The organism is Amycolatopsis sp. NPDC114505, from assembly GCF_055633615.1.
Genome location: NZ_JBVKDV010000003.1, coordinates 331576 through 355593 on the forward strand (window position 1 = coordinate 331576; position 24018 = coordinate 355593).

The window sequence follows — 24018 nt, forward strand, 5'->3', positions numbered from 1 at the left end:
TCCCTTTCTGCGTCAGGGATGGCGGTGGGCGAGGAAGGCGTCGAGCGTGGCGAGCCGGTGGGCGCGGACGGCCTGTTCGACGTCGGCGGCGGGAGCGCTCGCGTCGAGCAGGCGGAGGATCTGCTCGTGCTCGGCCACGGACTGCCGCGCGCGGCCGGGCACGAAGCTGAACGTCGAGGTGCGCAGCCCGCTGAGCCGGTCCCAGCCGCGCCGGACCAGGTCGAGGACCTGCGGGTTGGGGCAGGCGGCGAACAGCACGGCGTGGAAGTCCCGGTTGAGCGCGGTGAACCGGGCCGGCTCGAAATGCCCGAGGCAGTCTGCCAGGTCGGCGTTCAGCGCCCGGGCCTCGCCGAGCGCCCCGGCCGGCAGGTGGGGTGCGGCCAGCGCGGCGGCGTAGCCCTCGACCAGGGCGAGGGTCTGCATCGTGTGCTGGTATTCGCTCTCGTCGACCATGGCGACCTGCGCGCCGACGTGCCGTTCGAACGTGACCAGGCCTTCGGCCTCCAGCAGCCGGATCGCCTCGCGGATGGGGACCACGCTGACCCCCTGTTCCTGGGCGAGCTGGCCGAGCACGAGCCGGTAGCCGGGGGAGAAGGTGCCGTCGGCGATCCGGGCCTTGATCCACTCGTAGGCGATCCGCGACTTGCTCATCGCGGTGCCGTTCACCGTTTCGCGAGCCATGCGGCGTACCTCCCGCGCCAGTGCTCGTCCATCGGGTAGAGGCCTTCGACGCGCTCGCCCGCGGCGACCCGCTCGGCGATGAACGTCTCCCGCAGCTCTTGGTCGATCGCCGCGTCGACGACTTCCTCGACCAGGTCCGGCGGGATGACCAGCACCCCGTCGGCGTCGCCGACGATGACGTCGCCGGGGCAGACGGCCGCGCCACCGCAGGCGATCGCGACGTCGACGTCCCACGGCACGTGCCGGCGGCCGAGCACCGCCGGGTGCGGCCCGGCGTGGTAGGTGGGAATGTCCAAAGCGGACACCGCGGCGAGGTCGCGGACGCCGCCGTCGGTGACGATCCCGGCCGCGCCGCGCACCTGCGCCCGCAGCGCGAGGATGTCGCCGACCGTGCCCGTGCCGCGTTCGCCGCGGGCCTCCATGACGAGGACGTCGCCGGGCCCGAGGGCGTCGATCGCCCGCTTCTGGGCGTTGTAGCCGCCGCCGTGCTTTTTGAACAGGTCGTCGCGGTAGGGCAGGTAGCGCAGGGTCCGGGCGCGGCCGGTCAGCCGCGTGCGCGGGCGGGTCGACGTCAGGCCTTCGATGAAGACGTCGTCGAGCCCGCGCTTGCGGAGCTGGACGGAAAGCGTCGCGGTGCCGACGGATTCGATGCGTTCCCTGAGTTCCGCGGTCAGTTCGAAGTCCGATGTGGACGTCCCGTACGCGTCGGCTCGCTGCTGCTCGTCGGCGCGGGGGAGCGCGCCGTACGGCCCGAACGGGACGGTGCCCGCGGTGATCGGCGTGACCAGCCGCCCGGTGGTGTGCCCGGCGGTGTCGACCTCGACCTCGACGACGTCGCCGGGGACGGCGACCGAGGCGCCCGCGGGTGTGCCGGTCAGGACGACGTCGCCGGGGTCGAGGGTGATCAGCTGGGAGAGGTCGGCGACCAGGCGGCCGAAGCCGAACAGCAGGTCGGCCGTGGTGTCTTCCTGGACCAGCTCGCCGTTGAGCCAGGTGCGCAGCCGCAGCGCGGCGGGGTCGACGTCGGCGGCGGGCAGCACCGCCGGGCCGAGCGGGGTGAAGCCGTCGCCGCCCTTGGACCGCAGGTTGCTGCCCTTGTCGGCGTAGCGCAGGTCGTACACGCCGAAGTCGTTGGCCGCGGTGACGCCACCGACGTGGGACCAGCCGGCTTCGGGGGTGACGCGGCGGGCGGTGCGGCCGATGACCAGCGCGATCTCGCCTTCGAAGCCCAGCAGCTCGGTGCCGGCCGGGCGTTCGAGCGCCGCCCCGCTGGCCGCCACGGACGTCGGCGGCTTGAGGAAGTACGACGGCTGCTCCGGGACCCGGCCGCGCTGGGCGGCGCGCGAGCGGTAGTTGAGGTGCAGCGCGATGATCTTGCCGGGTCGCGCGATGCTGGTCATCCGGGGTTCCTGCCTGCCGGTACGGAAGATATCTCAAATGATATACGATCGGCGGCACAAGGGAACCCCCGATCGGGTTCCCTGCCTCGCGTGGGCTGCGCCGCTGGGGCGACTTGCGCCCGCCCGCAGGGCAGGAGCTTCCGCGTCCCTCGCCGCCGAGCCGAGTCGCGACCGCCCGCGTGGCCGGAGCCCCGTCGCCGGGGGTACTGATCGGCCCGCCTCCTGGCGTCCTCCCGCTCCGGCATGTGATCCTCGTCGGGGGAGGGGAGCGGGGATGGAGTCGTTCGGTACTCGGCTGCGCCGGCTTCGGCGGGCCGCGGAGCTGACCCAGGAGGCGCTGGCCGAGAAGTCCGGGCTCAGCGGCCAGGCCGTCGGCGCGCTCGAACGCGGGGACCGCCGCTACCCGCACCGCGAAACCCTCGACCGGCTCGCCGACGCCCTCGGCCTCACCGGCGACGAGCGCGCGGAGTTCGCCGCCGCGGCCACCAGGCCCGGCACTCCCGCCGGTACCAAGGTCGTCCCCCGGGAACTGCCTGGTGGGATCGCCGCCTTCACCGGCCGGGACGTCGAGCTCGAGCGGGTGCTCGGGCTGCTCGGCGAGGCACGTCAGGGCGTCGTCGTGGCGATCGCCGGGATGGCGGGCGTCGGCAAGACCGCGCTCGCCCTCGAAGCCGGCCATCGGCTCGCCCGGCGCTTCCCCGACGGCTCGCTGCACCTGGACCTGCGCGGACACGCCGCCGACCCGCCGGATCCGCTCGACCTGCTCGACCGGCTCGTCCGCGAACTCGGGGGCGAGCCGCCGACGCCGTTGTCGCTCGACTCCGCCGCCGCCCGCTTCCGGACGCTGCTCGCCCCGAAACGCCTGCTGCTCGTGCTCGACAACGCCCGCGACGCCGCGCACGTCGCGCCGCTGCTGCCCGGCTCCGGGGGCTCGGCGGCGATCGTCACCAGCCGCGTCGCGCTCACCGACCTCCCTCAGTCGCACCAGGTCCTGCTCGACGTCCTGCCCGAGCCCGACGCGCTGCGCCTGCTCGCGGCCGAGATCGGGGCCGAACGCGTCGCGGCCGAACCCACCGCCGCCCGGACGGTCGCGCGCCTGTGCGGGTACCTGCCGCTGGCGCTGCACCTCGTCGGCGCGCGGCTGGCGACCCGGCCGCGCTGGCCCGTCGCCCACCTCGCGCACCGGCTCGACGACGAACGCCGGCGGCTCGACGAAACCGGCGTCCGGACCAGCTTCGCGCTCGCCGTCGGCGCGCTGGACGACACCGCCGCCCGCGCGTACCCGCTCCTGTCGCTGCTCGACGTCCCGGAGCTGTCGGTGCCCGTCGCGAGCCGGCTGCTCGACGCGCCCGAGCCGGAGACGGAGGCGCTGCTGGAGCGGCTCACCGACGAGCACCTCCTGACCACGCCCGCGCCCGGCTGGTACCGGCTGCACGACCTGCTCCGGCTCTACGCACGGGAGCAAGCGCCGGCCGGCGAACGGGCCGCGGCGATCACCCGCGTCGTCGAGCTCTGCGCGGCGATGGCCTGGCGGAGCATGGCGCTCGTCTCCGCGGTTTCGCACCGCCACGACTGGGCGGCCGGGCGGTGGGCGGCCACCGGACCGGCCTCCGCCGACGAGGTGTTCGCCTGGCTCGACCGGCACCAGGCGCACCTCGTCACGGTCGTGCGGCAGGCCGCCGCGACGCCCGGGGTGCCGCCCGAGGCGATCGCCGCCGTCGGGCTCGGCCTGTACGAATACCACCGCGCCCGGGCCCGCTGGCGGGACGCCATCCAGGTCGACGAGGTCGCCCTGGAGCTGGTCGACGGCGTCGACCCGGTCGCGGCCGCGACCCTGCGCAACGACCTCGGGGTCGCCGAGGCCGAGCTCGCGCACGGCGGCGAAGCGGCCGGCTTCCGGCGCTCGCACGCGTTCCTCCGCCGGAGCCTCGCGGACTGGGAGGCGATCGGCGACGAGCGTCAGCTGGCGGGCATCCTCAACAACCTCTGCTTCGTCCACGGCCTCGGCGACGACGTCGACGCGGCGATCGGCTTCGGCGAGCGGAGCCTGGCGCTCAACCGGTCGCTCGGGCTGCGGCACGTCGAGACGCTCAACCTGGTCAACCTGGCGGTGCTGTACGGACGCCAGGGCGACCGTGCTCGCGAGCTGGCGTACGCGGCGGAAGCGGTGGCGGTCGGCGAGGAAACCGGCGATCTGCGCGGCATGGCGTACGGCCGGATGCGGATCGGGATCGTGCACCGGGAGCTGGGCCGGTTCGACGTCGCGGTCGAGGAGCTGAGCCGGAGCGCGGACCTCTGGCACGAGTCCGGGGTCCGGCTGTACGAGGCGATGGCGCTGGCCGAGCTGGGCCGCGCGCACGTCGGCCGCGCGGACCGCGACCGGGCGCGCGAGGTGCTCACGGACGCGCTGGAGCTGCTGCGGGAGTACGGCGGTGCGGAGCGCGTGGCCGAGGTCCGAGCGGAGCTGGACCGATTGTGACCACCGGCGTCAGGTAGGGCCGGGGACGGTGCACGGCGACGCACGAGATCAGGCCGTCGTGCTTCGCGCAGGCGACTTCGACGGTGTCGCGCACCCGCTCGACGACCACGATGTGCGTCCGCGCTTCCGCGGCCGCGGCGGGCACCGCGATGAGCGGGGACGCCGCGACGAGCGCGGTGAGAAGGATCCTCCAGGCTGCTCTCACCGGTGCCTTTCTCATCGGGAGTGGCGGCAGGAGTGATCTTCGCGGCGGGCGGCCCGGCGCGACAGCGACAACCTCTACGAAGGACCTCTACAAACGCGGCGTCAGGCGACCGTGTCCTCGGCCAACGTGCGCAGCAATGCCGCGAGACCGTCCGGGGCCCGGCCGTGCAGCCTCGCGCTCGTCACCACCGGCGCGCCCGACTCGTAGCAGCGGCGGAAGCCCGCCTGGCCGAGCCGGCGCCACAGGTCGTGGTCCTCGCCCGTCGCCCGGCGCCCGAAGCCGCCCACCCCGTCGAACGCGTCCGCGCGCACGCCCAGGTTCGCGCCGTACACCGACCCGTGGCCCTCCGTCGTGCGCGCGTGGTCGAGGACGTCGTCGTACCGCGAAAGGGCCCGGGCCGACGTGCTGAACGGGGCCGACAGCTCCGCCGTCCCGGCGATCGCGTGGTACCCCTGGCGGGCCCGGGCCAGGTGCGCTCGCGCCCAGCCCGGCGTCACGCGCGAGTCGGCGTCCGTGCTCAGCAGCAGCGTCCGCGCCGCCGGGGTGCCCAGCAGCGCGCGGACCCGGGTGACGCCCAGGTCGCGGACCTCCCCGATCGTCCACGCCGACCGGGAGACCACGACCACGCCGGGCACGGCACCGAACGCCGCGCGGGCCACCTCCGCCGTCGCGTCGCCGCAGCGGTCCGCGACGACGCAGACCGCGCGCGCGACTCCGGCGGGCAGCCGCCTCAGCGCGAGATCCACCGCGCGGACGCAGGCACCGACCAGTGTCGCTTCGTCGCGCGCGGGCACGACGACGCCGACCGCCGTGATCACCGGCGCCTCAGCACGTGCAGCAGGAACTGCTCGTCGGTGTGCTCGACCAGGGGCTCGAACGCGGGGTGCGCGAGCAGCCGCGCGTGCGCGTCCCGGGCATCGCGCGGTGCTTCGGGCGCCCACGGGAGCCAGTGCACGGCCAGCAGGTGCCCGCCGGGTCGCAGGGCCGCCGCCGACGCCTCGATCGTCTCGTCGAGCTCGCGATCGTCCAAGTAGTACAGAAGCTCGCTGTGGACCAGCAGGTCGGCCGGCCCTTCCGGGATCCCCGACGGAACCGCTCCGATGTGGACGTCCACATGGGACAGGTCGGCGACGGCCGCGCGGGTGCGCTCCACCGCCGCGGGCACCGGGTCGAACGCGAGCACGCGGCCGGCGCGCGCCGCGAGGTCGCGGGTCAGCACGCCCACGCCGCACGCGGGCTCGACGACCGTGTCGTAGTGCTCGTCGGGCAGGCAGGCCAGCACCATCGCCCGTTTCCGCCGCTCGTACCACTTCGTCCCCACCGACCACGGGTCTTCCGCGGCGGCGTACAGCGACGCGAACCGGCTCACCGGCGCCGACGTCCGCGGCGGCTCGCGGAAGAACACCTCGGTGTCGCCGCCGAAGTGGGCCAGCACCTCCTCCGGCAGGATCGGCTCCTCGCCGCGCGGGCCGGGCTCGAGCTGGGAGGTGAACGTCGCGATCGCGGCCGCCTTGGCGTGCCGCTCCGCTTCCGTGAGCCGCAGGGACCGCGCCCGGGGCCACGGGATGGCCGGGTCGTCGGGGCGCAGCCGGTGCCAGAGCCAGATCGGGTACGACCAGCACTGCGCCGGCACCGGCGCCGCGGCGAGCGTGGCCAGGGCGGCCGCCCGGTGGTCGGGGTGCGGGTCGTCCGGCCAGGGCAGCAGGCACAGGTCGCGTCCGTCCGCGTGCGGGCGCAACGCCGAGGTCAGCTCGTCGGCGTGGGACGCCAGGTCGGAGTCCGGCAACCCGAGCCACACCGGCTCGACGGTGGAAAGCCCCTGCGCCCGCAGGGAATCCGCCAGTTCGCGACGGCGCGTCCTGGCCAGCTCACGACGTTCGCCGGCACCGGAGGCGGGGAACGCGGCCTCGCCGTCGGTCGCCACGACGAGCGTCACCGCGGTCCCGGCGGCGTGCAGGCGCTGCAGGAGGCCGCTCGCCCCGAGCGTCTCGTCGTCCGGGTGCGCGGCCACGATGAGGGCGTGCTCGAACGGCTCGCCCGGCCAGTCCGGGGTCATGCCGCGCCCAGGACGGTGCGGCCGAGGGCGGCGAGATCGCGTTCCGCGTGGTGCTGCCGGACGTAGACCGGCAGGTCGGCGACTCGCTGCGCGAAGCGCCGGTCCCGGCAGGCCGGCGTCGGCCCGGTCACCTTCAACGCCCGTTCGAGCACCTCGACGGCGGTGCGCTCCGCCGCGGCGCGGCAGGTTCCCGCGAGCAGCGCGTCGACCACACCGGGAGCGGCGAGCGCGAGTACGGCTTCCGCGCAGCTCAGCGCGGTGTGCATCGCGCCGACGTGGGCCAGCTGGTGCTCGTCGGCGGCACCCCGGTCGCGCAGGTGGGCGAGGGCACCGTCGAGGACACCGGCGGCTCCGCCGAGCCAGACGGCCGCGACGCCGGCCCCGCCGAGCGAGAACCCGGGCCGGGCCACGTACCAGCCGGGCGGCCCGACGAGCGTGCCGGGCACGCCGTCGAACTCCACGTCCCCGCTGTCGGAGGCGTCCATCCCGACGGCCTGCCACGCGTCCGGGTGCCGCCGGACGCGCGGATCGGCGAGGTCCACTTCGACCAGCCGGTCGCCCGCGGCGACCAGTGCGCGTTCGAGCAGGGAGAGCCCGGAGCAGAAGCGGACCGTCCCGGTGAGCGCGCCGCCTTCCAGGACGGCCCCGGTGCCGCCCGACTTCGCCGCCCACACGCCGTAGAGCGCGCCGGCGGCGGGTGAGCGGCCTGCCTCGGCGAGGATGGCGACGGCGTCGGCGTGGCCCTCGGCGAGCCGGGCGAGCGTCAGGTCGCGGCGGCCGAACGCGGCCAGCGCCGCCCAGCGGTCCGCGGTCCGCGAACCACCGGGCAGGGGGAGGTCGAGCTCGCCCGCGGCGTGCAGCGAGCGCAGCTCGGCACCGACCGACGCGATCGTGCGGGGGAACGGCAGGGGTTTCGGAGGGGTCTCCGCCAGCAAGGCACTCACAAGATCAACGGTTACCCGTTTCGCCGCGAGTTACGCGGGAGTGTGAACAATTCGCCCGTCGGGCATCCTCGGACCATGACGAAAACCCGCGCCTACCGCGACGGCGTGCTGCACAAGGAAGACTTTCCCGTCGCGGAGGTCTCCGATTTCCTGGCCGAGCCGGACACCGCGGTGTGGGTCGACCTCTGCGAACCGTCCGAAGCGGACCTGACCGAGCTCGCCGGCGAGCTGGGCCTGCACCGGCTCGCCGTGGAGGACGCCGTCCAGGAGCACCAGCGGCCCAAGCTCGACCGCTATGACGGGCACGCCTTCCTGACCGCCTACGCCGTCCGGTTCGACGCGGAGACCGGCGAGGTCGAGACGTCCGAGCTGGCCGCGTTCCTCACGCGGCGGGCGCTGGTGACCGTGCGCAAGGACGACGGCTTCGACATCGACGCGGTCGTGCGCCGGTGGGACCAGAACACCGAGCTGGCGAAGTCGGGTGTCCCGTTCCTGGCGCACGGCCTGCTCGACGTCGTCGTCGACGGCCAGTACGAGGCCGTGCAGGCGCTCGACGAGCAGGTCGAAGCCCTCGAGGACCTGGTGTTCGACGACCGCCCGGACCAGTCTCTGCTGCAGCGGCGCTCGTTCCGGCTGCGCAAGAGCCTCACCGCGCTGCGCAAGGTGGTGCTGCCGATGCGCGAGGTGATCAGCTCGCTGATGCGCCCGGACCTGCGGCTGGCCGACGAGCTTACCCGCCCCTACTTCGAGGACGTCCACGACCACGCCCGGCAGGCCGCGGAGCAGACCGAAGCGCTGCGCGAGCTCGTCACCACGATCCGGGAGACGCAGCTCAACCTGCAGAGCAACCGGCTGAACCTGGTCATGAAGAAGGTCACCGGGTGGGCCGCGGTGATCGCGGTACCCACCGCGGTGACCGGGTTCTACGGCCAGAACGTCCCGTACCCGGGCTACGGCGCGACGAGCGGGTTCTGGGCTTCGACGGTCGTCGTACTCGTGCTTTCGGTGGGGCTGTACGCGCTCTTCAAGAAGAAGGACTGGCTATGACGCGGGCACCGGGTCGCCGCGCCGGATCAGCTCCCGGCCGCGCTCGTAGTCCTCGTCGGCTTCGTGGGTGAGGACGCCGACCGCCTTGCCGTCGCGTTCGTACCAGACCGTGAACCCGCCGTCGTCGCGCGGCAGCGGGCGGGCGCGGTCGAAGCCGTCACCCCACGCCGCGTACTTCAGCACCCGGTCGCCGACCACCGACCAGAAGCCCGGCACCTCGTCCCACACGGCGTCTTCGCCCGCCGCGGTCCGGCCGGCCACCTCGCCCATCGCGAGACCTTCGCCCCAGTGCTCGACGGCCAGCGCGCGGCCGGCCGCAGGGTTGTGGGCGAACGCGACGTCGCCCGCCGCGAGCACGCCGGGCGCGCTCGTGCGCAGGTGCTCGTCGGTGCGGATCCGCCCCTGCTCGACGGTGAGCCCGGCCGCCTCGGCCAGCTCGATCCGCGGCTGGACGCCGGTGGCGAGCACGACGAAGCCCGCGTCGAGGATCGGCACCAGGTCGGTGCGGATCCGGTAACCGCCCTCGATCGACGTCAGTTTCGTGCCGCGAAGCACGCTCACGCCCTCGGACTTGAGCCAGCGCAGGAGGAATTCGCCCGCCTCGTGACCGAGCCGCTTCTCCTGCGGGACGTCCTCCTGGCAGACGACGGTGACCTGGAGCCCGAGCCGGGAGAGGGACACCGCGGCCTCGCAGCCGATGAACCCGGCGCCGACGACGACTGCGCTGCGCACACCGGACGCGGCCGCGCGCAGCTCACGGGAGTCGGCGGCCGAGCGGAGGGTCCGGACGTCGGGGTGGTCGGCGCCGGGAATCCCGGGCCGGACGGGCTCCGCACCGGTGGCGAGCACGCAGGTGGTGAACCGGTGGACCGTGCCGGAGGCGGTGCGGAGCCGGCCCTCGCCCAGCTCGGTGACCGGGTCGCCGAGGGTGACGGTGACGTCGTGTTTCGCCAGGAAGCCGTCGTCGAGCGACGGAAGCCCGGCCTCGCCGCGCAGGAACTCCTTCGACAGCGGCGGGCGCTCGTAAGGCGGGTCGGCGTCCGCGGTGAGCAGGTGCACCGGACCACTGCCACCCGCTTCCCGGTAGGCACGGGCGGCGGACACACCGGCCGGTCCACTGCCGACGACGACGAGATTCTGGGCATCCATGCGGCGGGAGTACCCGGTCGGTGCGGCGCGCACACTTAAGTCCACAGTAGACGCTCCACTGTGGACATCGGAAGGAACGACCGGGGCTCGCGTCACCGGTCCCCGGGACGGCGTTCAGCCGAACGGGTCAATGCGGCCGGATGGCCTGGGGGGAAAGGAAAGGCTCGGGAGCACCGCCTGGAGAGCACGCACGGACACGGGTGCGGCTGGTTGCTCAACCGTTGCCGCTGAGCATAGTGCAGCTGCACTATGCTGGACCATCCCGGTGGGCACACCGGGACGGCGCCGGGGTGCCGACAAGCGAAGAAACGGGTGGCGGATGGGTGGGGCAATGGTCGAGGGGACGCGCCCGGGTGCGGGGGCGGACGCCTCGGGCGTCGGCGAGGCGGGGGAGCAGGAGCTGCGCCGGTTGCTCGCCGGCCTGACCGCGGTCCGCGACGGCGACTTCGGCATCCGGCTGCCCGGCGGGGCCGACGGCCTGCTCGGCGAGATCGCGACGGTCTTCAACGGCATGGCCGACCAGCTGTCGCTGTTCACCTCCGAGGTCACCCGCGTCGCGCGGGAGGTCGGCAGCGAGGGGCAGCTCGGCGGGCAGGCGAAGGTCCCGGGCGTCTCGGGCACCTGGAAGGACCTCACCGACTCGGTGAACGCCATGGCCGGCAACCTCACCACCCAGGTCCGCGACATCGCGCAGGTGGCGACCGCGGTGGCGAAGGGCGACCTGTCGCAGAAGATCGACGTCGACGCGCGCGGTGAGATCCTCGAGCTCAAGGACACCGTCAACACGATGGTGGACCAGCTGTCGTCGTTCGCCGACGAGGTGACGCGCGTGGCGCGGGAGGTCGGCAGCGAAGGCCGGCTCGGCGGCCAGGCCCAGGTGCCCGGCGTCGGCGGCGTGTGGCGCGACCTCACCGATTCGGTGAACTTCATGGCCGGGAACCTGACCGACCAGGTCCGCAACGTCGCCCAGGTGACGACGGCGGTGGCGAAGGGCGACCTTTCCCAGAAGATCACGGTCGACGCCCGGGGCGAGATCCTCGAGCTCAAGAGCACGATCAACACGATGGTGGACCAGCTGTCGTCCTTCGCGGACGAGGTCACCCGGGTGGCGCGTGAGGTCGGCACCGAGGGCCGCCTCGGCGGTCAGGCCGACGTCAAGGGCGTCTCCGGCACCTGGCGCGACCTCACCGACTCGGTCAACTTCATGGCCGGGAACCTGACCGACCAGGTCCGCAACATCGCCCAGGTCGCCACCGCGGTCGCGAAGGGCGACCTTTCGCAGAAGATCAACGTGACCGCCCGCGGCGAGGTCCTGGAGCTCAAGGACACGCTGAACACGATGGTGGACCAGCTGTCGGCGTTCGCGGACGAGGTGACCCGCGTGGCCCGCGAGGTCGGCACGGAAGGTCGGCTGGGCGGCCAGGCCGACGTCAAGGGCGTCTCGGGGACCTGGAAGGACCTCACCGAGTCGGTCAACGTCATGGCCGACAACCTCACCGCGCAGGTCCGCTCGATCGCCCAGGTCACCACCGCCGTCGCGCGCGGTGACCTGTCGCAGAAGATCCGGGTCGACGCCCGCGGCGAGATCCTGGAGCTGAAGGACACCATCAACACGATGGTCGACCAGCTCTCCGCGTTCGCGGACGAGGTCACCCGGGTGGCGCGCGAGGTCGGCACCGAGGGCAACCTCGGCGGCCAGGCGACCGTCCGCGGCGTGTCCGGGACCTGGAAGAACCTCACCGACAACGTCAACGTGATGGCGTCCAACCTGACCGGCCAGGTGCGCTCGATCGCCCAGGTCGCGACGGCGGTCGCGCGCGGCGACCTGTCCGGCAAGATCACCGTCGAGGCCAAGGGCGAGGTCGCGGCGCTGGCCGACGTCATCAACACGATGGTCGACACGCTGTCGGCGTTCGCGGACGAGGTCACCCGCGTGGCCCGCGAGGTCGGCACCGAAGGCATGCTCGGCGGCCAGGCGCGCGTGCCGAACGTCGCCGGCACGTGGAAGGACCTCACCGACAACGTCAACTCGATGGCGAACAACCTCACCGGGCAGGTCCGCAACATCGCCCAGGTGACCACCGCCGTCGCGCAGGGCGACCTGACCCGCAAGATCGACGTCGACGCCCGCGGCGAGATCCTGGAGCTCAAGACCACGATCAACACGATGGTCGACCAGCTCTCGGCGTTCGCCGCGGAAGTCACGCGTGTGGCGCGGGAGGTCGGCAGCGAAGGCCGCCTCGGCGGCCAGGCCGAGGTCGAAGGCGTGTCCGGCACCTGGAAGCGGCTGACCGAGAACGTCAACGAGCTGGCCGGGAACCTCACCCGGCAGGTCCGCGCGATCGCCGAGGTCACCAGCGCGGTCGCCGAGGGCGACCTGACCCGCTCGATCACCGTCGACGCCTCCGGCGAGGTCGCCGAGCTGAAGGACAACATCAACTCGATGGTCGGGTCGCTGCGCGAGACGACGCGGGCGAACCAGGAGCAGGACTGGCTCAAGTCGAACCTGGCCACCATCACCGGGCTGATGCAGGGCCGCCGCGACCTCGCCGTCGTCGCGGCCGCGGTGATGGACGAGCTGGTCCCGCTGGTCAACGCCCAGTTCGGCGCGTTCTACCTGGCCGACGACACCGCCGAGGTCCCGGAGCTGCGGCTGGTCGGCGCGTACGGCCACCCGGAATCCGGCGCTGTCGGGGACGGCCCCGCGATCCGGTTCCGGATCGGCCAGTCCCTCGTCGGGCAGGCCGCGCGCAGCCGGCGGCCGATCGCGGTCGACGACGTCCCGCCCGGCTACGCGACGATCTCCTCCGGGCTGGGCAGCACCGTGCCGGCCAGCCTGATCGTGCTGCCGATCGTCGTCGAGGACCAGGTCCTCGGCGTGCTCGAGCTGGCGTCGGTGCACGGCTTCACGGCGGCGCACCGGGCCTTCCTCGAGCTGCTGATGGAGCAGATCGGCGTCAACGTCAACAGCATCGTCGCCAACGCCCGCACCGACGAGCTGCTCGGCGAGTCGCAGCGGCTGACCGCCGAGCTGCAGACGCGGTCCGAGGAGCTGCAGGCGCGCCAGGAGGAGCTCCAGTCGTCGAACGCCGAGCTGGAGGAGAAGGCGGCGCTGCTCGTCACGCAGAACCGCGACATCGAGACGAAGAACCTCGAGATCGAGCAGGCGCGCCAGGAGCTGGAGGCACGCGCCCAGCAGCTGACGATCGCGTCGAAGTACAAGTCGGAGTTCCTGGCCAACATGAGCCACGAGCTGCGCACCCCGCTCAACAGCCTGCTGATCCTCGCCCAGCTGCTCGCGCAGAACCCCACCCGCAACCTCAGCGCGAAGCAGGTCGAGTACGCGGGCATCATCCACTCCGCGGGCTCGGACCTGCTGCAGCTGATCAACGACATCCTCGACCTGTCGAAGGTCGAGGCCGGGAAGATGGACGTCACCCCGGAACAGGTGTCGCTGCGCGGCCTGCTGGACTACGTCGAGGCGACGTTCCGGCCGATGACCTCCCAGCGCAACCTCGACTTCCGGATCACCGTCGCCCCCGGCTCGCCGCCCGAGCTGCTCACCGACGACTCGCGGCTGCGGCAGGTGCTGCGCAACCTGCTGTCCAACGCGGTCAAGTTCACCGAGGTCGGCGGGATCGAGCTGCACATCGAGCCCGTCGACCCGGACCGGCTGCCGCGGCCGATGCGCGTGCACGGCCCGGCCGTCGCGTTCCGGGTCATCGACACCGGCATCGGGATCGCCGAGCACCAGCTGGAGTCGATCTTCGGCGCGTTCCAGCAGGCCGACGGCACGACCAGCCGCAAGTACGGCGGCACCGGCCTCGGCCTGTCGATCAGCCGCGAGATCGCCCAGCTGCTCGGCGGGTTCATCACCGCCGAGAGCACACCCGGCGAGGGCAGCTCGTTCACGTTCTCGCTGCCGGTCGCCCGGCCGGACTTCGCGACGCTCCCCGCGGGCGAGCACCCCGGCACGGCCATCACGATCGGTGACGCCGGAGGCGCCCTGACGGCCTCGGTGCCGCGCGCCCACCGGCGGCTGCTGGTCGTGGAGGAGCGTCAGCACGGGCTGCTGACGCTCGTCGCCGAGAGCGCCGCCGCGGACCTGGCCGACAGCCGCGACATCGGGATCTCGCCCGCCGAGGTCGAGGTCGTCACGGCGGTCGGGACGCAGGAGGCCGCGGCCGCGCTCGCCACCGACGCCTACCACTGCGTCGTGCTGGACCTGGACCTGCCGGACCGCACGGCGTTCGGGTTCCTCGACGCGATGCAGGGCGACAGCGCGCTGCGGCTGGTGCCGGTGCTCGCGCACAACAGCCGCCGGCTCGACGGCGAGCTCGAGCAGCTGGTGCAGTCCCGCGCGGACGTGCAGTCGCTGGAGGTGCTGTCCGGTCTCGACGAGCTGCGCGAGCGGATCGCGCTGCACCTGTCGGCGGAGGAACCGGGGGCGGTGCTGCCGCTGGTCCGCCCGGACGAGCCGGCCGCGCCGGTGCCGGTGGCCGATGTGGACACGACCCTGGCCGGGCGCACGGTGCTGATCGTCGACGACGACCCGCGCAACGTCTTCGCGCTGACGGGAATCCTGGAGCTGCACGGCATGCAGGTGCTGCACGCCGAGGACGGCCGCAAGGGCGTCGAGACCGTGGCCGCGCACCCCGGCATCGACCTGATCCTGATGGACGTCATGATGCCCGAGATGGACGGCTACACCGCGACGGCGAAGATCCGCGCGATGCCCGAGCACGCCGCCATCCCGATCGTCGCGGTCACGGCGAAGGCGATGCCCGGCGACCGCGAGAAGAGCCTCGCCTCGGGGGCCACCGACTACGTCACCAAGCCGGTGGACGCGGACGACCTGATCGCCCGCATCAAGCGGCACGTGACGGCGTGATCGGCGACGAGCGGCCGGTCGAGGAGCAGGTCGTCCCGGTGCCGGCCGTGCAGGTGTCGGCCAACCTCGCCCGCCTCGCCGACACCGTCGCCCGCCTGCGCGGCGAGGTCGACCACGCCCACGCCGTCGCCGACGGCCGCGCGCTGATCGAGCTCGCCAAGGGCGTCCTGATGGAACGCCTGCACTGCACGCCCGCCGACGCCGCCCGGCAGCTGGACACGCTGGCGGCGCGGGCCGGGCTGACCCCGCTGGAGTTCGCCGCGGACGTCGTCGGCGAGGCCGCCGAGGACCGGATCACCGAGGTGACGCAGGAGTTCCTGGCGCGCGCCGAGGGCGAGGAGTCCGTCGCGGTGCGGCTGCGCACCGCCGAAAGCGGCGTGCTCGCGGCGGGGGACACCCAGCGCGTCGCGGAGTCCATTTTGGAGCACGCGCTGCGGCCCCTCGGCGCGACCGCGGTAGCGGTGTGGCTCGCCGGGCCGGACGGGTCGCTCACGCTCGCCGGGTCGGCCGGGTTCTCGGCCGAGGAGGCGGCGCGCTGGCGTTACGTCCCGCCCGGCGTCGCGACCCCGGCCCGCAACGCGCTGTTCGAGCGCGACACGGTTTGGTACCCGACCCTGTCCGGTGGCGGGCTGCCGTCGATCGGGCAGCACACCCTCGCCGACGGCGGCCGCGTCGCGGTGCCCACCGGCACCGGCGGCCGGATCATCGGCGTCGTCGAGATGTGCTGGCCGGACCCGCTGCCCGCCGAGCCGGGGCGCCAGCGCAAGCAACTGGAGGCCTTGGCGGAGCTGTGCGCGCACACGCTCGACACCTGGGACGGCGTCCTCGCCCCGGTGGCCGGCGGGTCGGGGGACTTCCTCGGCGAGCTGGTGGACTTCGTCGACGGGCTGCACGACCCGGCCGTGCTGCTCTCGCCGTGCCTCGACGGCGGCCGGCTGAGCGACTTCCGCATCCACCACGCCAACGTCCGGTTCGCCGACCCCGGCGGGCGGCCGCGCAGCAGGCTCGTCGGCGCGCGGCTGCTGGAGACGTACCCGCTCGCGGCCGGGGAGAGCGGCCTGCTGGACAAGATCCAGCGGGTGTACGCGACCGGGGAGCCGTTCCGCGCCGACAACATGGCGATCACCACGCTCGTGGACCAGGTGCCGCTGACGGTCCTCACCGACATCAGCGTGACGCGGTTCGCCGGCAACGTGCTGCTGATCCTGCGCATCCAGGACGACGCGGCGAAGCTCGCCGTGCTGCTGCAGCACGCCCAGCGGCTCGGCCGCATCGGCGGCTTCGAAGAGAACGTCGTGACCGGCGCGATCACCTGGAACACCGAGCTGTTCGCGTTCTACGGGCTGCCGCCGACCGCGACGCCGCTGTCGCTGAACGAGCTGGCCGCGCACGCCCACTCCGACGACGCGCAGGCGATCGGCCGGTTCCTGCGCGCGGTGCTGCACCACCGGCGCCCGGCGTCGACGGCGTTCCGGCTGCAGCGCTCCGACGGCGTCGCCCGGCACATCCGGGTGGTCGCCGAGCCGGTCGTGGACGGCCGGGGCGAGCTCGTCGCGGTCCGCGGCGCCTACCAGGACGTCTCGGCGCAGCACTGGACCGAGGTGGCGCTGGCCGCGACGCGGGACAGGCTGGCCGAGACCGAGCAGGAGGCGATCGAGCGCAACCGGCTCGCCCTGCAGCTGCAGCACGCGATCATGCCGCCGGCCAAGGGCCCGATCGACATGCCGGGCCTGCGGGCCGCGGTCCGCTACCGGCCGGCCGAGAAGGAGCACCTGGTCGGCGGCGACTGGTACGACGCGGTCGCGCTGCCGACCGGCGAGGTGCTGCTGTGCGTCGGCGACGTCGCCGGGCACGGCATCGACGCGGCCACCGGGATGGTGAGCCTCCGCAACGCCCTGCGCGGCCTGGCGGCGACCGGCGCCGGGCCCGCGCAGCTGCTCACGTGGCTCAACCTGGTGGCCTACCACCTGACCGACCACGTGACGGCGACGGCGGTCGCGGCGGTGTACGACCCGGCGACGGGCAAGCTCCGCTGGGCCCGCGCGGGGCACCTGCCCCCGATCGTCCGCCACCGCGACGGCGGCGCGACGACCCTCCCGCTGCTGCGCGGCTCCCTGCTGGGCGCGGTCCGCGACGTGGTGTACCAGGAGGAGGAGCTCCAGCTCGACGAGGGCGACATCCTGCTGATCTACACCGACGGGCTGATCGAGCGCCGCGACCGGCCGGTCCAGGAGACGGTGTCGCGCCTGGTGAGCCTGGTGAAGGGCCACGAGGGCGGGCTGGAGCACCAGCTGGACACGTTGCTGACGTACAGCACGGCCGACACCGACGACGACACGTGCGTGGTGGGGATCGAGGTAACAAGGGGCACTTGAGTCGCCGATCGTATCATCGCAGGATGACCGACGACCGCGTCAAGCGTCTTCAGCATCTCCTGGAAACACCTGCCGAAGCAGAGGTATCAACGGTAGAGATACTTGAGTCGAACGTGTTTGCAGCGCAGGTGATACAGCTTTCGCGCCTCACAGCTGTCGTAGGTGCTCATGGTTCTGGGAAGTCGCTGTTATTGCGTACCATTGAGGTTGCCCTTGGACATGAGCGATGGCTGCAGATGCCGCCCTTCATGCGCGGACATTTTCATGTTGAAGACGCTCAACCGTCGGTTATTGCGGGTGTAGTGCGGGTGACGGTAACAGTCGACGGTGCTCGAACGACTTGTGACGTCGACATCGCTAAGTCGGCCAAAGCTCGCCAGGAATCGTGGGCTAATGCGGGAATAGAGGAGTTCGGCGCATGGTACACGAGCGCGCCCGAAGCCCTGAGTGAGCTTTTCATGTACTATCAAGAGTATCCGTACTGCAAGGATCCGAAAAACTTCGATGAAGATATAATCCGGTACAGCTCAGCTGACCTGAAGGGAATTCGAAGTATTCTTGGGAAGAAGTACGAAGAATTCGAAATTAAGGCTACGACTGATAGTCCTGGTATCGGCGTCGAGCCGCACATGATCGGAACTTTTCAAGGCGGTGAAGTCGATGCAACCATGATGAGCCTGGGGGAGATTTGGACCCACTATGCACTGGGTTGGACAATGGGGCGGTCTGGTTGTGAGCCAGTTCTCATCGATGAGCCTGAATCTTTTATTGCGAGAGGAGCGCATCGCGCATTCATTAATGAGATTGTCAGAAAGTGTTTGGTCAATAAATCTCAGGTTGTGGTCGCCACGCATTCTCCTGAGCTGCTGAGCGGGATTCCTCTGGAGTGTGTCCGGATTTGTGTTCCGACGAGCAAGGGTGTCTTGCTTACAAAGCCGAGTTCGGTGCTGCAGATCATGGATTCTGTGGGCATGAGATTTCCGGTGAGAGCACTGGTTCTCGTCGAGGACGCCTTCGCGAGTTCCGTCTTCGGGGTACTTGCAGGCAAGTATGACCCGCCGCTTGCTCGTGAGGTGGAGATCTTGAAGGGGGGTGGCACGTCGGAGGTCTTGGCGGCGATGAAGGTTATGCGTGGAGCTCGCCGGTTGTCGTGCCTGGCCATCCTCGACGGTGACGCAAGGGAGATCGCCGCTCGCAGGTCCGGCGATGGTGCCCGCGTGTTGTTTCTGCCCGGTGCCGCAGCTCCGGAAGATGAATTGGCGCGAGCCGCGGAGCTGCACTGCGAGTGGGTCGCCGAACAGCTCTCCTGTCGACCAGAGGATGTTCTTCTGGCTCTGCACTCATGCTCGACGCTGGATCACCAGTACTGGCCGGAGGCGATGGCGACCCGTCTAGGGAGTAGTGATGAATCGCTCGTGCGCATTCTGGTCCTGGCTTGGCTGAGGGACGACGCGATCCGAGAGCAAGCCGTGGCGTTGGTTGGCGAAATTCGAGAAGTCATCGACAGTTTACCCCGTGGATGAACATGTGAGGACGTCTGACAGTTGAGATCAGGGGTTGACGGCCAGCACCAGGAACCCGGCCAGCAGCACCAGGTGCACGCCGCCCTGCAGGCGCGTTGCCCGGCCCGGCACGACCGTCAGCACGCTCACCACCACCGTCAGCGCCAGCAGCACGATCTGCGTCGAACCGAGGCCGAGCAGCAGCTCGCTCGGCAGCCACACCGACGCCAGCGCGATCGCCGGGATGGTCAGGCCGATGCTCGCGATCGCCGAACCGTAGGCGAGGTTGAGGCTGATCTGCATCCGGTCGCGCTGGGCCGCGCGCGTCGCCGCCAGCGTCTCCGGGAGCAGCACCAGCAACGCGATCACGACACCGACGAACGACTGCGGGAACCCGGCCGCGCGCACGCCGGCCTCGATCGCCGGCGACTCCACCTTCGCGAGGCCGACCACCGCGACCAGCGCCACCAGCAGGAGCGCGAGGCTGCCCAGCGCCGCCCGGTTGGTCGGCGGCTCGGCGTGGTCGTCCTCCTTGACCTCGCCGTCGGCCGCCACCGGGAGGAAGAAGTCGCGGTGGCGCATGGTCTGCGTCAGCACGAACGTCGCGTACAGCGCCAGGGACGCGATCGCGGCGAAGGTCAGCTGCGCCGTCGAGAACGCCGGACCGGGGGTGCTGGAGGTGAACGTCGGCAGCACCAGGCTCAGCGTGGCCAGGGTCGCGACCGTGGCCAGCGCGGCGCCGCTGCCTTCGGAGTTGAACAGCGTGACGCCGTAGCGGCGCGCGCCGACGAGCAGGGAGATGCCGACGATGCCGTTGGTCGTGATCATCACCGCGGCGAACACGGTGTCCCGCGCGAGCGATCCCGCTTCCGGGCCGCCCGAAACCATCATGGTGACGATCAGCGCGACCTCGATCACGGTGACGGCGACCGCGAGCACGAGCGACCCGAACGGTTCGCCGACGCGGTGCGCGACGACCTCGGCGTGGTGCACCGCGGCCAGCACCGTCGCGCCGAGCGCGATCGCGACGAGGGCCACGAAGAACGGGCCGAGGTCGCGGCCCCAGGCGAGCGCCAGCACGAGCAGGCCGAGCACGGGGGTTACGGAGGTCCAGGACGTCAGGAAGGATCTCAGCGTGGCGGCCATGTCACCACCCTGTCACACCGGCGGTCACTTTGCGTGGTCGTACGGCCATTCTCACATCGTCCCTTGTGGACGGTCGAGGCCGGCGGCGAGGACGTACCGCCGGAAGGTTTCGCTCAGCGGCGGGAGAGTCCGCCCGGCCGCCCACCCCAGGCCGATGTCGCGCGCGGCGTCCACATCGGTCAGCTCCAGGTGCGGCGCCGGGGATTCCGCCGCATGCGGCAGCGGCAGCACGGAAACGCCGAGCCCGGCGGTGACGAGCCCGCGCAGCGTCTCGACTTCGGCGCCCTCGAACCCGATGCGCGGGGTGAACCCGGCTTCGGCGCACAGGCGCTCGGTCGTTTCGCGCAGGGCGTAACCCGGGCGCAGCAGGATGAACGTCTCGTCCGCGAGGTCGGCGAGGCGGGCCCGCCGCCGCCCGGCGAGCCGGTGGTGCGGCGGGACCGCGAGCCGCAGCGGCTCGACGAGCAGGCGGTCCCAGTGCAGCTGCGGGTGCCCCGGGTCGCCGCTGGTGAGGACGAGGTCCGCGGTGCCGTCGAGGAGCTCCGCTTCCAGCCCGGCCTCGCCGTGCTGCCGCAGTTCGAAGCGGGCGCCGGGGTGCTCGCGCAGGAAGCCGCGCAGCACCGAGGGCACGAGCCAGGTGCCGAACGTGTGCAGGAAGGCCAGCGGCACGACCCCGGTGCCCGGCGCGACGATCTCGCCGACCTCCCGCAGGCCCTGGTCGAGCTGGTCGAGCACAAGGTCGACGTGCCGCCTGAAGGCGTGCCCGGCCGGGGTCAGCCGCAGCATGCGCCCGGACCGGCGGAACAGCTCGGCGCCCGCGTCGTGCTCCAGCCGCCGCAGGGCGCGCGAGAGCGCCGGCTGGGTCAGGTGCGCGCCGGCCGCGGTCTCCGTGACGGTCGCGCCGCCGGCGACCTCGCGGAAGAGCCGCAGCGTCTGGACGTCCATGCCTCCAGTGTATGGATGTTCATCCCATCAGGCATTGGACGCATCGGTCGGCACGGTCCACGCTGGAGGTATGGCAACCGTGGCAGAACAGCTGGTCAGGACCCTGCGGGACGCGGGCGTCGAACGCATCTACGGCATCGTCGGCGACAGTCTCAACCCGATCGTCGACGCGGTCCGCCGCACCGACGGCATCGAGTGGGTGCACGTCCGCCACGAGGAGACGGCCGCCTTCGCCGCGGCGGCCGAAGCGCAGGTCACCGGCAAGCTCGCGGTGTGCGCGGGCAGCTGCGGGCCCGGCAACCTGCACCTGATCAACGGCCTGTTCGACGCCCATCGCTCGGGCGCGCCGGTGCTCGCGATCGCGTCGCACATCCCGTCCAACCAGATCGGCACCGGCTTCTTCCAGGAGACCCACCCGGACCGGCTCTTCGCCGAGTGCAGCCACTTCAGCGAGGTCGTGGCGGACCCCGCGCAGCTGCCGAGGCTGCTGCGGATCGCCACCCAGGCCGCCGTCGGCAAGGGCGGCGTCGCGGTGCTGACCATCCCGGGCGACCTCGCCGACCGCAAGGCCACCGGCCCGCTGACCGAACGCCTCCCGCTGGTGACGCCGTCGCCCGCGGTGCCGTCCGCGGAGGTCGTCCAGGAGCTCGCGGACCTGCTGAACTCGGGCGAGAAGGTGATGCTCTTCGCCGGCGCGGGAACGCGCGGCGCGCACGACGAGGTCATGGCGGTGGCGGAGAAGCTCGCCGCGCCGGTCGGGCACTCGCTCGGCGGCAAGGAGTGGATCCAGTACGACAACCCGTTCGATGTCGGCATGAGCGGCCTGCTCGGCTACGGCGCCTGCTACGACGCGATGCACGAAGCCGACCGGATCCTGTTGCTGGGCACGGACTTCCCGTACGACAAGTTCCTCCCGCAGGCCCGCACGATCCAGCTCGACCACGACGCCTCACGTCTCGGCCGGCGGACGCCGCTGGAGCTGGCGGTGCACGGCGACGTGCGCGAGACACTGCGCGCGCTGCTCCCGCTGCTGCGGCCCCGTACCGAGCGCGTGTTCCTCGACCGGATGCTGCGCGAGCACGTGCGGAAGCTGGAGAAGGTCGTCGGCGCGTACACGGGGAAGATCGAGCAGCGCCGGCCGATCCACCCGGAGTACGTCGCCTCGGTGCTCGACGAGGTCGCGGCGGACGACGCCGTGTTCACCGTCGACACCGGCATGGGCAACGTCTGGGCCGCGCGGTACCTGACGCCGAACGGCCGCCGCCGGGTCATCGGCTCGTTCCGGCACGGCAGCATGGCCAACGCGCTGCCGCACGCGATCGGCGCGCAGCTGTCCCAGCCGGGCCGCCAGGTCGTGTCGCTCTCCGGCGACGGCGGCCTCGCGATGCTCATGGGCGACCTGCTGACGCTGCCCGCCTACGACGTCCCGGTCAAGGTCGTGGTGTTCAACAACGCCACGCTCGGCATGGTGAAGCTGGAGATGCTCGTCGACGGCCTCCCGGACTTCGGCACCGACCACGCGCCGGTGAACTTCGCCGCGATCGCCGCCGCGTGCGGGATCTTCGCCGAGCGGGTCGAGGACCCGGCCGACGTCCGCGGCGCGCTGGAGAAGGCGTTCGCCCACCGCGGCCCGGCCGTGGTCGAGGTGGTGACCGACCCGAACGCGCTGTCGATCCCGCCGCGGATCACCGGCGAGATGGTGCGCGGGTTCGCCCTGGGCGCCACGAAGACGGTGCTCAACGGCGGCGTCGGCAAGATGGTCGACCTGGCGCGCACCAACCTGCGCAACGCGCCGCGTCCCTAGGGGTCGGCGACGATGAGGCCCGTGTCGGCCAGGGCTTCCAGGTCGGCGAGGATCCGCGCCCGCCGGGTGCCGCCCAGCTCCGCGGCGTCGAGTGCGTCGCGGAGCGAGGCGTGCATCGCCAGCGCGCGGACGAACCGCACCAGCTCCGGGCACGTCAGGTAGGACAGCTCTCGCTTGCCCGCGTGGTAGGCCTGCGCCCCGAACGGCTCGGGGCGCAGCGCCACCAGCGGGTTCAGCCGGTACGCGATGTCGAGGTCCATTGTGGACTTCGGAGCACCGGCTATGCGGAGTGGACGATGACGCCGCGGATGTTCTTGCCGTCGCGCAGGTCCTGGTAGCCCTCGTTGACCTGCTCGAGGGTGTACTTGCGGGTCACCAGCTCGTCGAGCTTGAGCTTGCCGGCGTCGTAGAGCCGCAGCAGCCGGACGATGTCGTACTGCGGGTTCGCCGACCCGAACAGTGTGCCCTTGATCGTCTTTTCGAACAGCGTCATCACGCCGCCGGAGACGTGCACGGTGAGCTTTTCCGGGTTGGCGAGGCCGGTGATGACGACGGTGCCGCCCTTGCCGACGACGTTGAACGCCTCGCTGACGACGTCCTCTTCGACCGTGCCGACGGTGATCAGCGCCTGGTCGGCCAGCTGGCCCCAGGTCAGCTCGTTGACCTTCTCGGCGGCCTCGGCGGCGGTCGCGAAGGCGTGGGTGGCGCCGAACTTGAGTGCCGCCTCCCGCTTGAACTCCACAGGGTCGACCGCGACGACGTACTTCGCGCCGGCGTGCGCGGCGCCCTGCACGGCGTTGATGCCGATGCCGCCGATGCCGTAGACGACGGTGGTGTCCCCGGCGCGGACGCCGCCGGCGTAGTTGGCGGTGGCCCACCCGGTCGGGACGCCGCAGCCGACCAGCACGGCGGTCTCCAGCGGCAGCCAGTCGTCGACCTTGACGACCGAGTGCTGCGAGATGGTGGCCCGCTCGGAGAACGTGCCGAGCATGCACATGGCGCCGAAGTCCTGGCCGCCGCCGTGGAAGCGGAAGGTGCCGTCCGGCAGGTGGCCCTCGAGGATGGTGGCGCCCATGTCGCACAGGTTCTGGCGGCCGGTCGAGCAGTAGCGGCAGGTGCCGCAGTTGGGGATGAAGCTGCAGACGACGTGGTCACCGGGCTGGACCTTGGTGACGCCGGGGCCGACGTCCTCGATGATCCCGGCTCCCTCGTGGCCGCCGATGATCGGGAAGCGTGGCACGAGGTCGTTGTCGATGAGGTGCAGGTCCGAGTGGCACAACCCGGCGGCGGTGTACTTGATGAGCACCTCGCCGGGGCCGGGGCCGTCGAGGTCCAGCTCCATGATCTCGAACGGCTTCCCGGCATCGAACAGTACGGCTGCCTTGGTCTTCACG

The 24018-nt window shown here is 72.0% G+C and carries 16 protein-coding genes; 6 read left to right on the forward strand and 10 right to left on the reverse strand.

What is annotated here, in order from left to right:
• Window positions 1–12: 12 nt before the first annotated feature.
• Window positions 13–681 carry a GntR family transcriptional regulator gene (locus ACZ7OU_RS30825; protein ID WP_470257895.1) on the reverse strand — a complete coding sequence of 223 codons (669 nt, stop codon included), beginning with the start codon at window positions 679–681 and terminating at the stop codon, window positions 13–15.
• Window positions 663–2081, reverse strand: coding sequence for a fumarylacetoacetate hydrolase family protein (locus ACZ7OU_RS30830; protein ID WP_470257896.1), 1419 nt, complete (start codon window positions 2079–2081; stop codon window positions 663–665). The genes ACZ7OU_RS30825 and ACZ7OU_RS30830 overlap by 19 nt, the downstream gene beginning before the upstream one ends.
• A 274-nt stretch (window positions 2082–2355) precedes the next feature.
• On the opposite strand from ACZ7OU_RS30830, the gene ACZ7OU_RS30835 reads away from it, so the two are divergent.
• Window positions 2356–4560 (forward strand): ATP-binding protein, encoded by a 2205-nt coding sequence (locus tag ACZ7OU_RS30835; RefSeq protein ID WP_470257897.1) that lies wholly within the window; start codon window positions 2356–2358, stop codon window positions 4558–4560.
• 306 nt (window positions 4561–4866) lie between these two features.
• Here the strand turns inward: ACZ7OU_RS30835 and ACZ7OU_RS30840 are convergent, their stop codons facing one another.
• Genes ACZ7OU_RS30840 through ACZ7OU_RS30850 form a run of 3 tightly spaced genes read right to left on the reverse strand, consistent with a single transcriptional unit; the run spans window position 4867 to window position 7765 of the window.
• Window positions 4867–5583 (reverse strand): glycosyltransferase family 2 protein, encoded by a 717-nt coding sequence (locus tag ACZ7OU_RS30840; RefSeq protein WP_470243941.1) that lies wholly within the window; start codon window positions 5581–5583, stop codon window positions 4867–4869.
• Window positions 5580–6821 carry a bifunctional PIG-L family deacetylase/class I SAM-dependent methyltransferase gene (locus ACZ7OU_RS30845; protein ID WP_470257898.1) on the reverse strand — a complete coding sequence of 414 codons (1242 nt, stop codon included), beginning with the start codon at window positions 6819–6821 and terminating at the stop codon, window positions 5580–5582. The genes ACZ7OU_RS30840 and ACZ7OU_RS30845 overlap by 4 nt, the downstream gene beginning before the upstream one ends.
• Complete coding sequence (locus ACZ7OU_RS30850) at window positions 6818–7765, reverse strand: acyl-CoA dehydrogenase family protein (protein WP_470257899.1); 948 nt, start codon at window positions 7763–7765, stop codon at window positions 6818–6820. Before ACZ7OU_RS30850 ends, ACZ7OU_RS30845 begins: the two co-directional genes overlap by 4 nt.
• A 75-nt stretch (window positions 7766–7840) precedes the next feature.
• Between ACZ7OU_RS30850 and ACZ7OU_RS30855 the strand changes: the two genes are divergently transcribed.
• The gene (locus ACZ7OU_RS30855) at window positions 7841–8812 is read left to right on the forward strand and encodes a magnesium transporter CorA family protein (RefSeq protein ID WP_470257900.1); all 972 of its coding nucleotides are present in this window, start codon (window positions 7841–7843) and stop codon (window positions 8810–8812) included.
• Here ACZ7OU_RS30855 and ACZ7OU_RS30860 read toward each other — a convergent pair.
• Window positions 8807–9961 carry an NAD(P)/FAD-dependent oxidoreductase gene (locus ACZ7OU_RS30860; RefSeq protein WP_470257901.1) on the reverse strand — a complete coding sequence of 385 codons (1155 nt, stop codon included), beginning with the start codon at window positions 9959–9961 and terminating at the stop codon, window positions 8807–8809. The genes ACZ7OU_RS30855 and ACZ7OU_RS30860 overlap by 6 nt on opposite strands.
• Before the next feature lie 331 nt (window positions 9962–10292).
• On the opposite strand from ACZ7OU_RS30860, the gene ACZ7OU_RS30865 reads away from it, so the two are divergent.
• Genes ACZ7OU_RS30865 through ACZ7OU_RS30875 form a run of 3 tightly spaced genes read left to right on the forward strand, consistent with a single transcriptional unit; the run spans window position 10293 to window position 18750 of the window.
• Window positions 10293–14852 carry a HAMP domain-containing protein gene (locus tag ACZ7OU_RS30865; protein WP_470243946.1) on the forward strand — a complete coding sequence of 1520 codons (4560 nt, stop codon included), beginning with the start codon at window positions 10293–10295 and terminating at the stop codon, window positions 14850–14852.
• The gene (locus ACZ7OU_RS30870) at window positions 14849–17227 is read left to right on the forward strand and encodes a SpoIIE family protein phosphatase (RefSeq protein WP_470257902.1); all 2379 of its coding nucleotides are present in this window, start codon (window positions 14849–14851) and stop codon (window positions 17225–17227) included. Before ACZ7OU_RS30865 ends, ACZ7OU_RS30870 begins: the two co-directional genes overlap by 4 nt.
• A gap of 23 nt (window positions 17228–17250) precedes the next feature.
• Window positions 17251–18750, forward strand: a complete 1500-nt coding sequence (locus ACZ7OU_RS30875) for an ATP-dependent nuclease (protein ID WP_470257903.1) — start codon at window positions 17251–17253, stop codon at window positions 18748–18750.
• Window positions 18751–18777: 27 nt separating this feature from the next.
• Here ACZ7OU_RS30875 and ACZ7OU_RS30880 read toward each other — a convergent pair whose 3' ends face one another.
• Window positions 18778–19875 (reverse strand): calcium:cation antiporter, encoded by a 1098-nt coding sequence (locus ACZ7OU_RS30880; RefSeq protein ID WP_470243949.1) that lies wholly within the window; start codon window positions 19873–19875, stop codon window positions 18778–18780.
• A gap of 51 nt (window positions 19876–19926) precedes the next feature.
• On the reverse strand, window positions 19927–20820 hold the full coding sequence (locus tag ACZ7OU_RS30885) for a LysR family transcriptional regulator (RefSeq protein ID WP_470243950.1): 894 nt from the start codon (window positions 20818–20820) through the stop codon (window positions 19927–19929).
• Window positions 20821–20890: 70 nt separating this feature from the next.
• Here ACZ7OU_RS30885 and ACZ7OU_RS30890 point away from each other — a divergent pair, with 70 nt between their 5' ends.
• Window positions 20891–22624 carry a pyruvate dehydrogenase gene (locus ACZ7OU_RS30890; protein WP_470243951.1) on the forward strand — a complete coding sequence of 578 codons (1734 nt, stop codon included), beginning with the start codon at window positions 20891–20893 and terminating at the stop codon, window positions 22622–22624.
• Here ACZ7OU_RS30890 and mftB read toward each other — a convergent pair.
• Together mftB and ACZ7OU_RS30900 are read right to left on the reverse strand one after the other, a co-directional pair.
• Complete coding sequence (gene mftB / locus ACZ7OU_RS30895) at window positions 22621–22884, reverse strand: mycofactocin biosynthesis chaperone MftB (protein ID WP_470243952.1); 264 nt, start codon at window positions 22882–22884, stop codon at window positions 22621–22623. The two genes, ACZ7OU_RS30890 and mftB, sit on opposite strands and share 4 nt — an antisense overlap.
• 20 nt (window positions 22885–22904) lie before the next feature.
• Window positions 22905–24017 carry an NDMA-dependent alcohol dehydrogenase gene (locus ACZ7OU_RS30900; RefSeq protein ID WP_470243953.1) on the reverse strand — a complete coding sequence of 371 codons (1113 nt, stop codon included), beginning with the start codon at window positions 24015–24017 and terminating at the stop codon, window positions 22905–22907.
• Window position 24018: the final 1 nt, after the last annotated feature.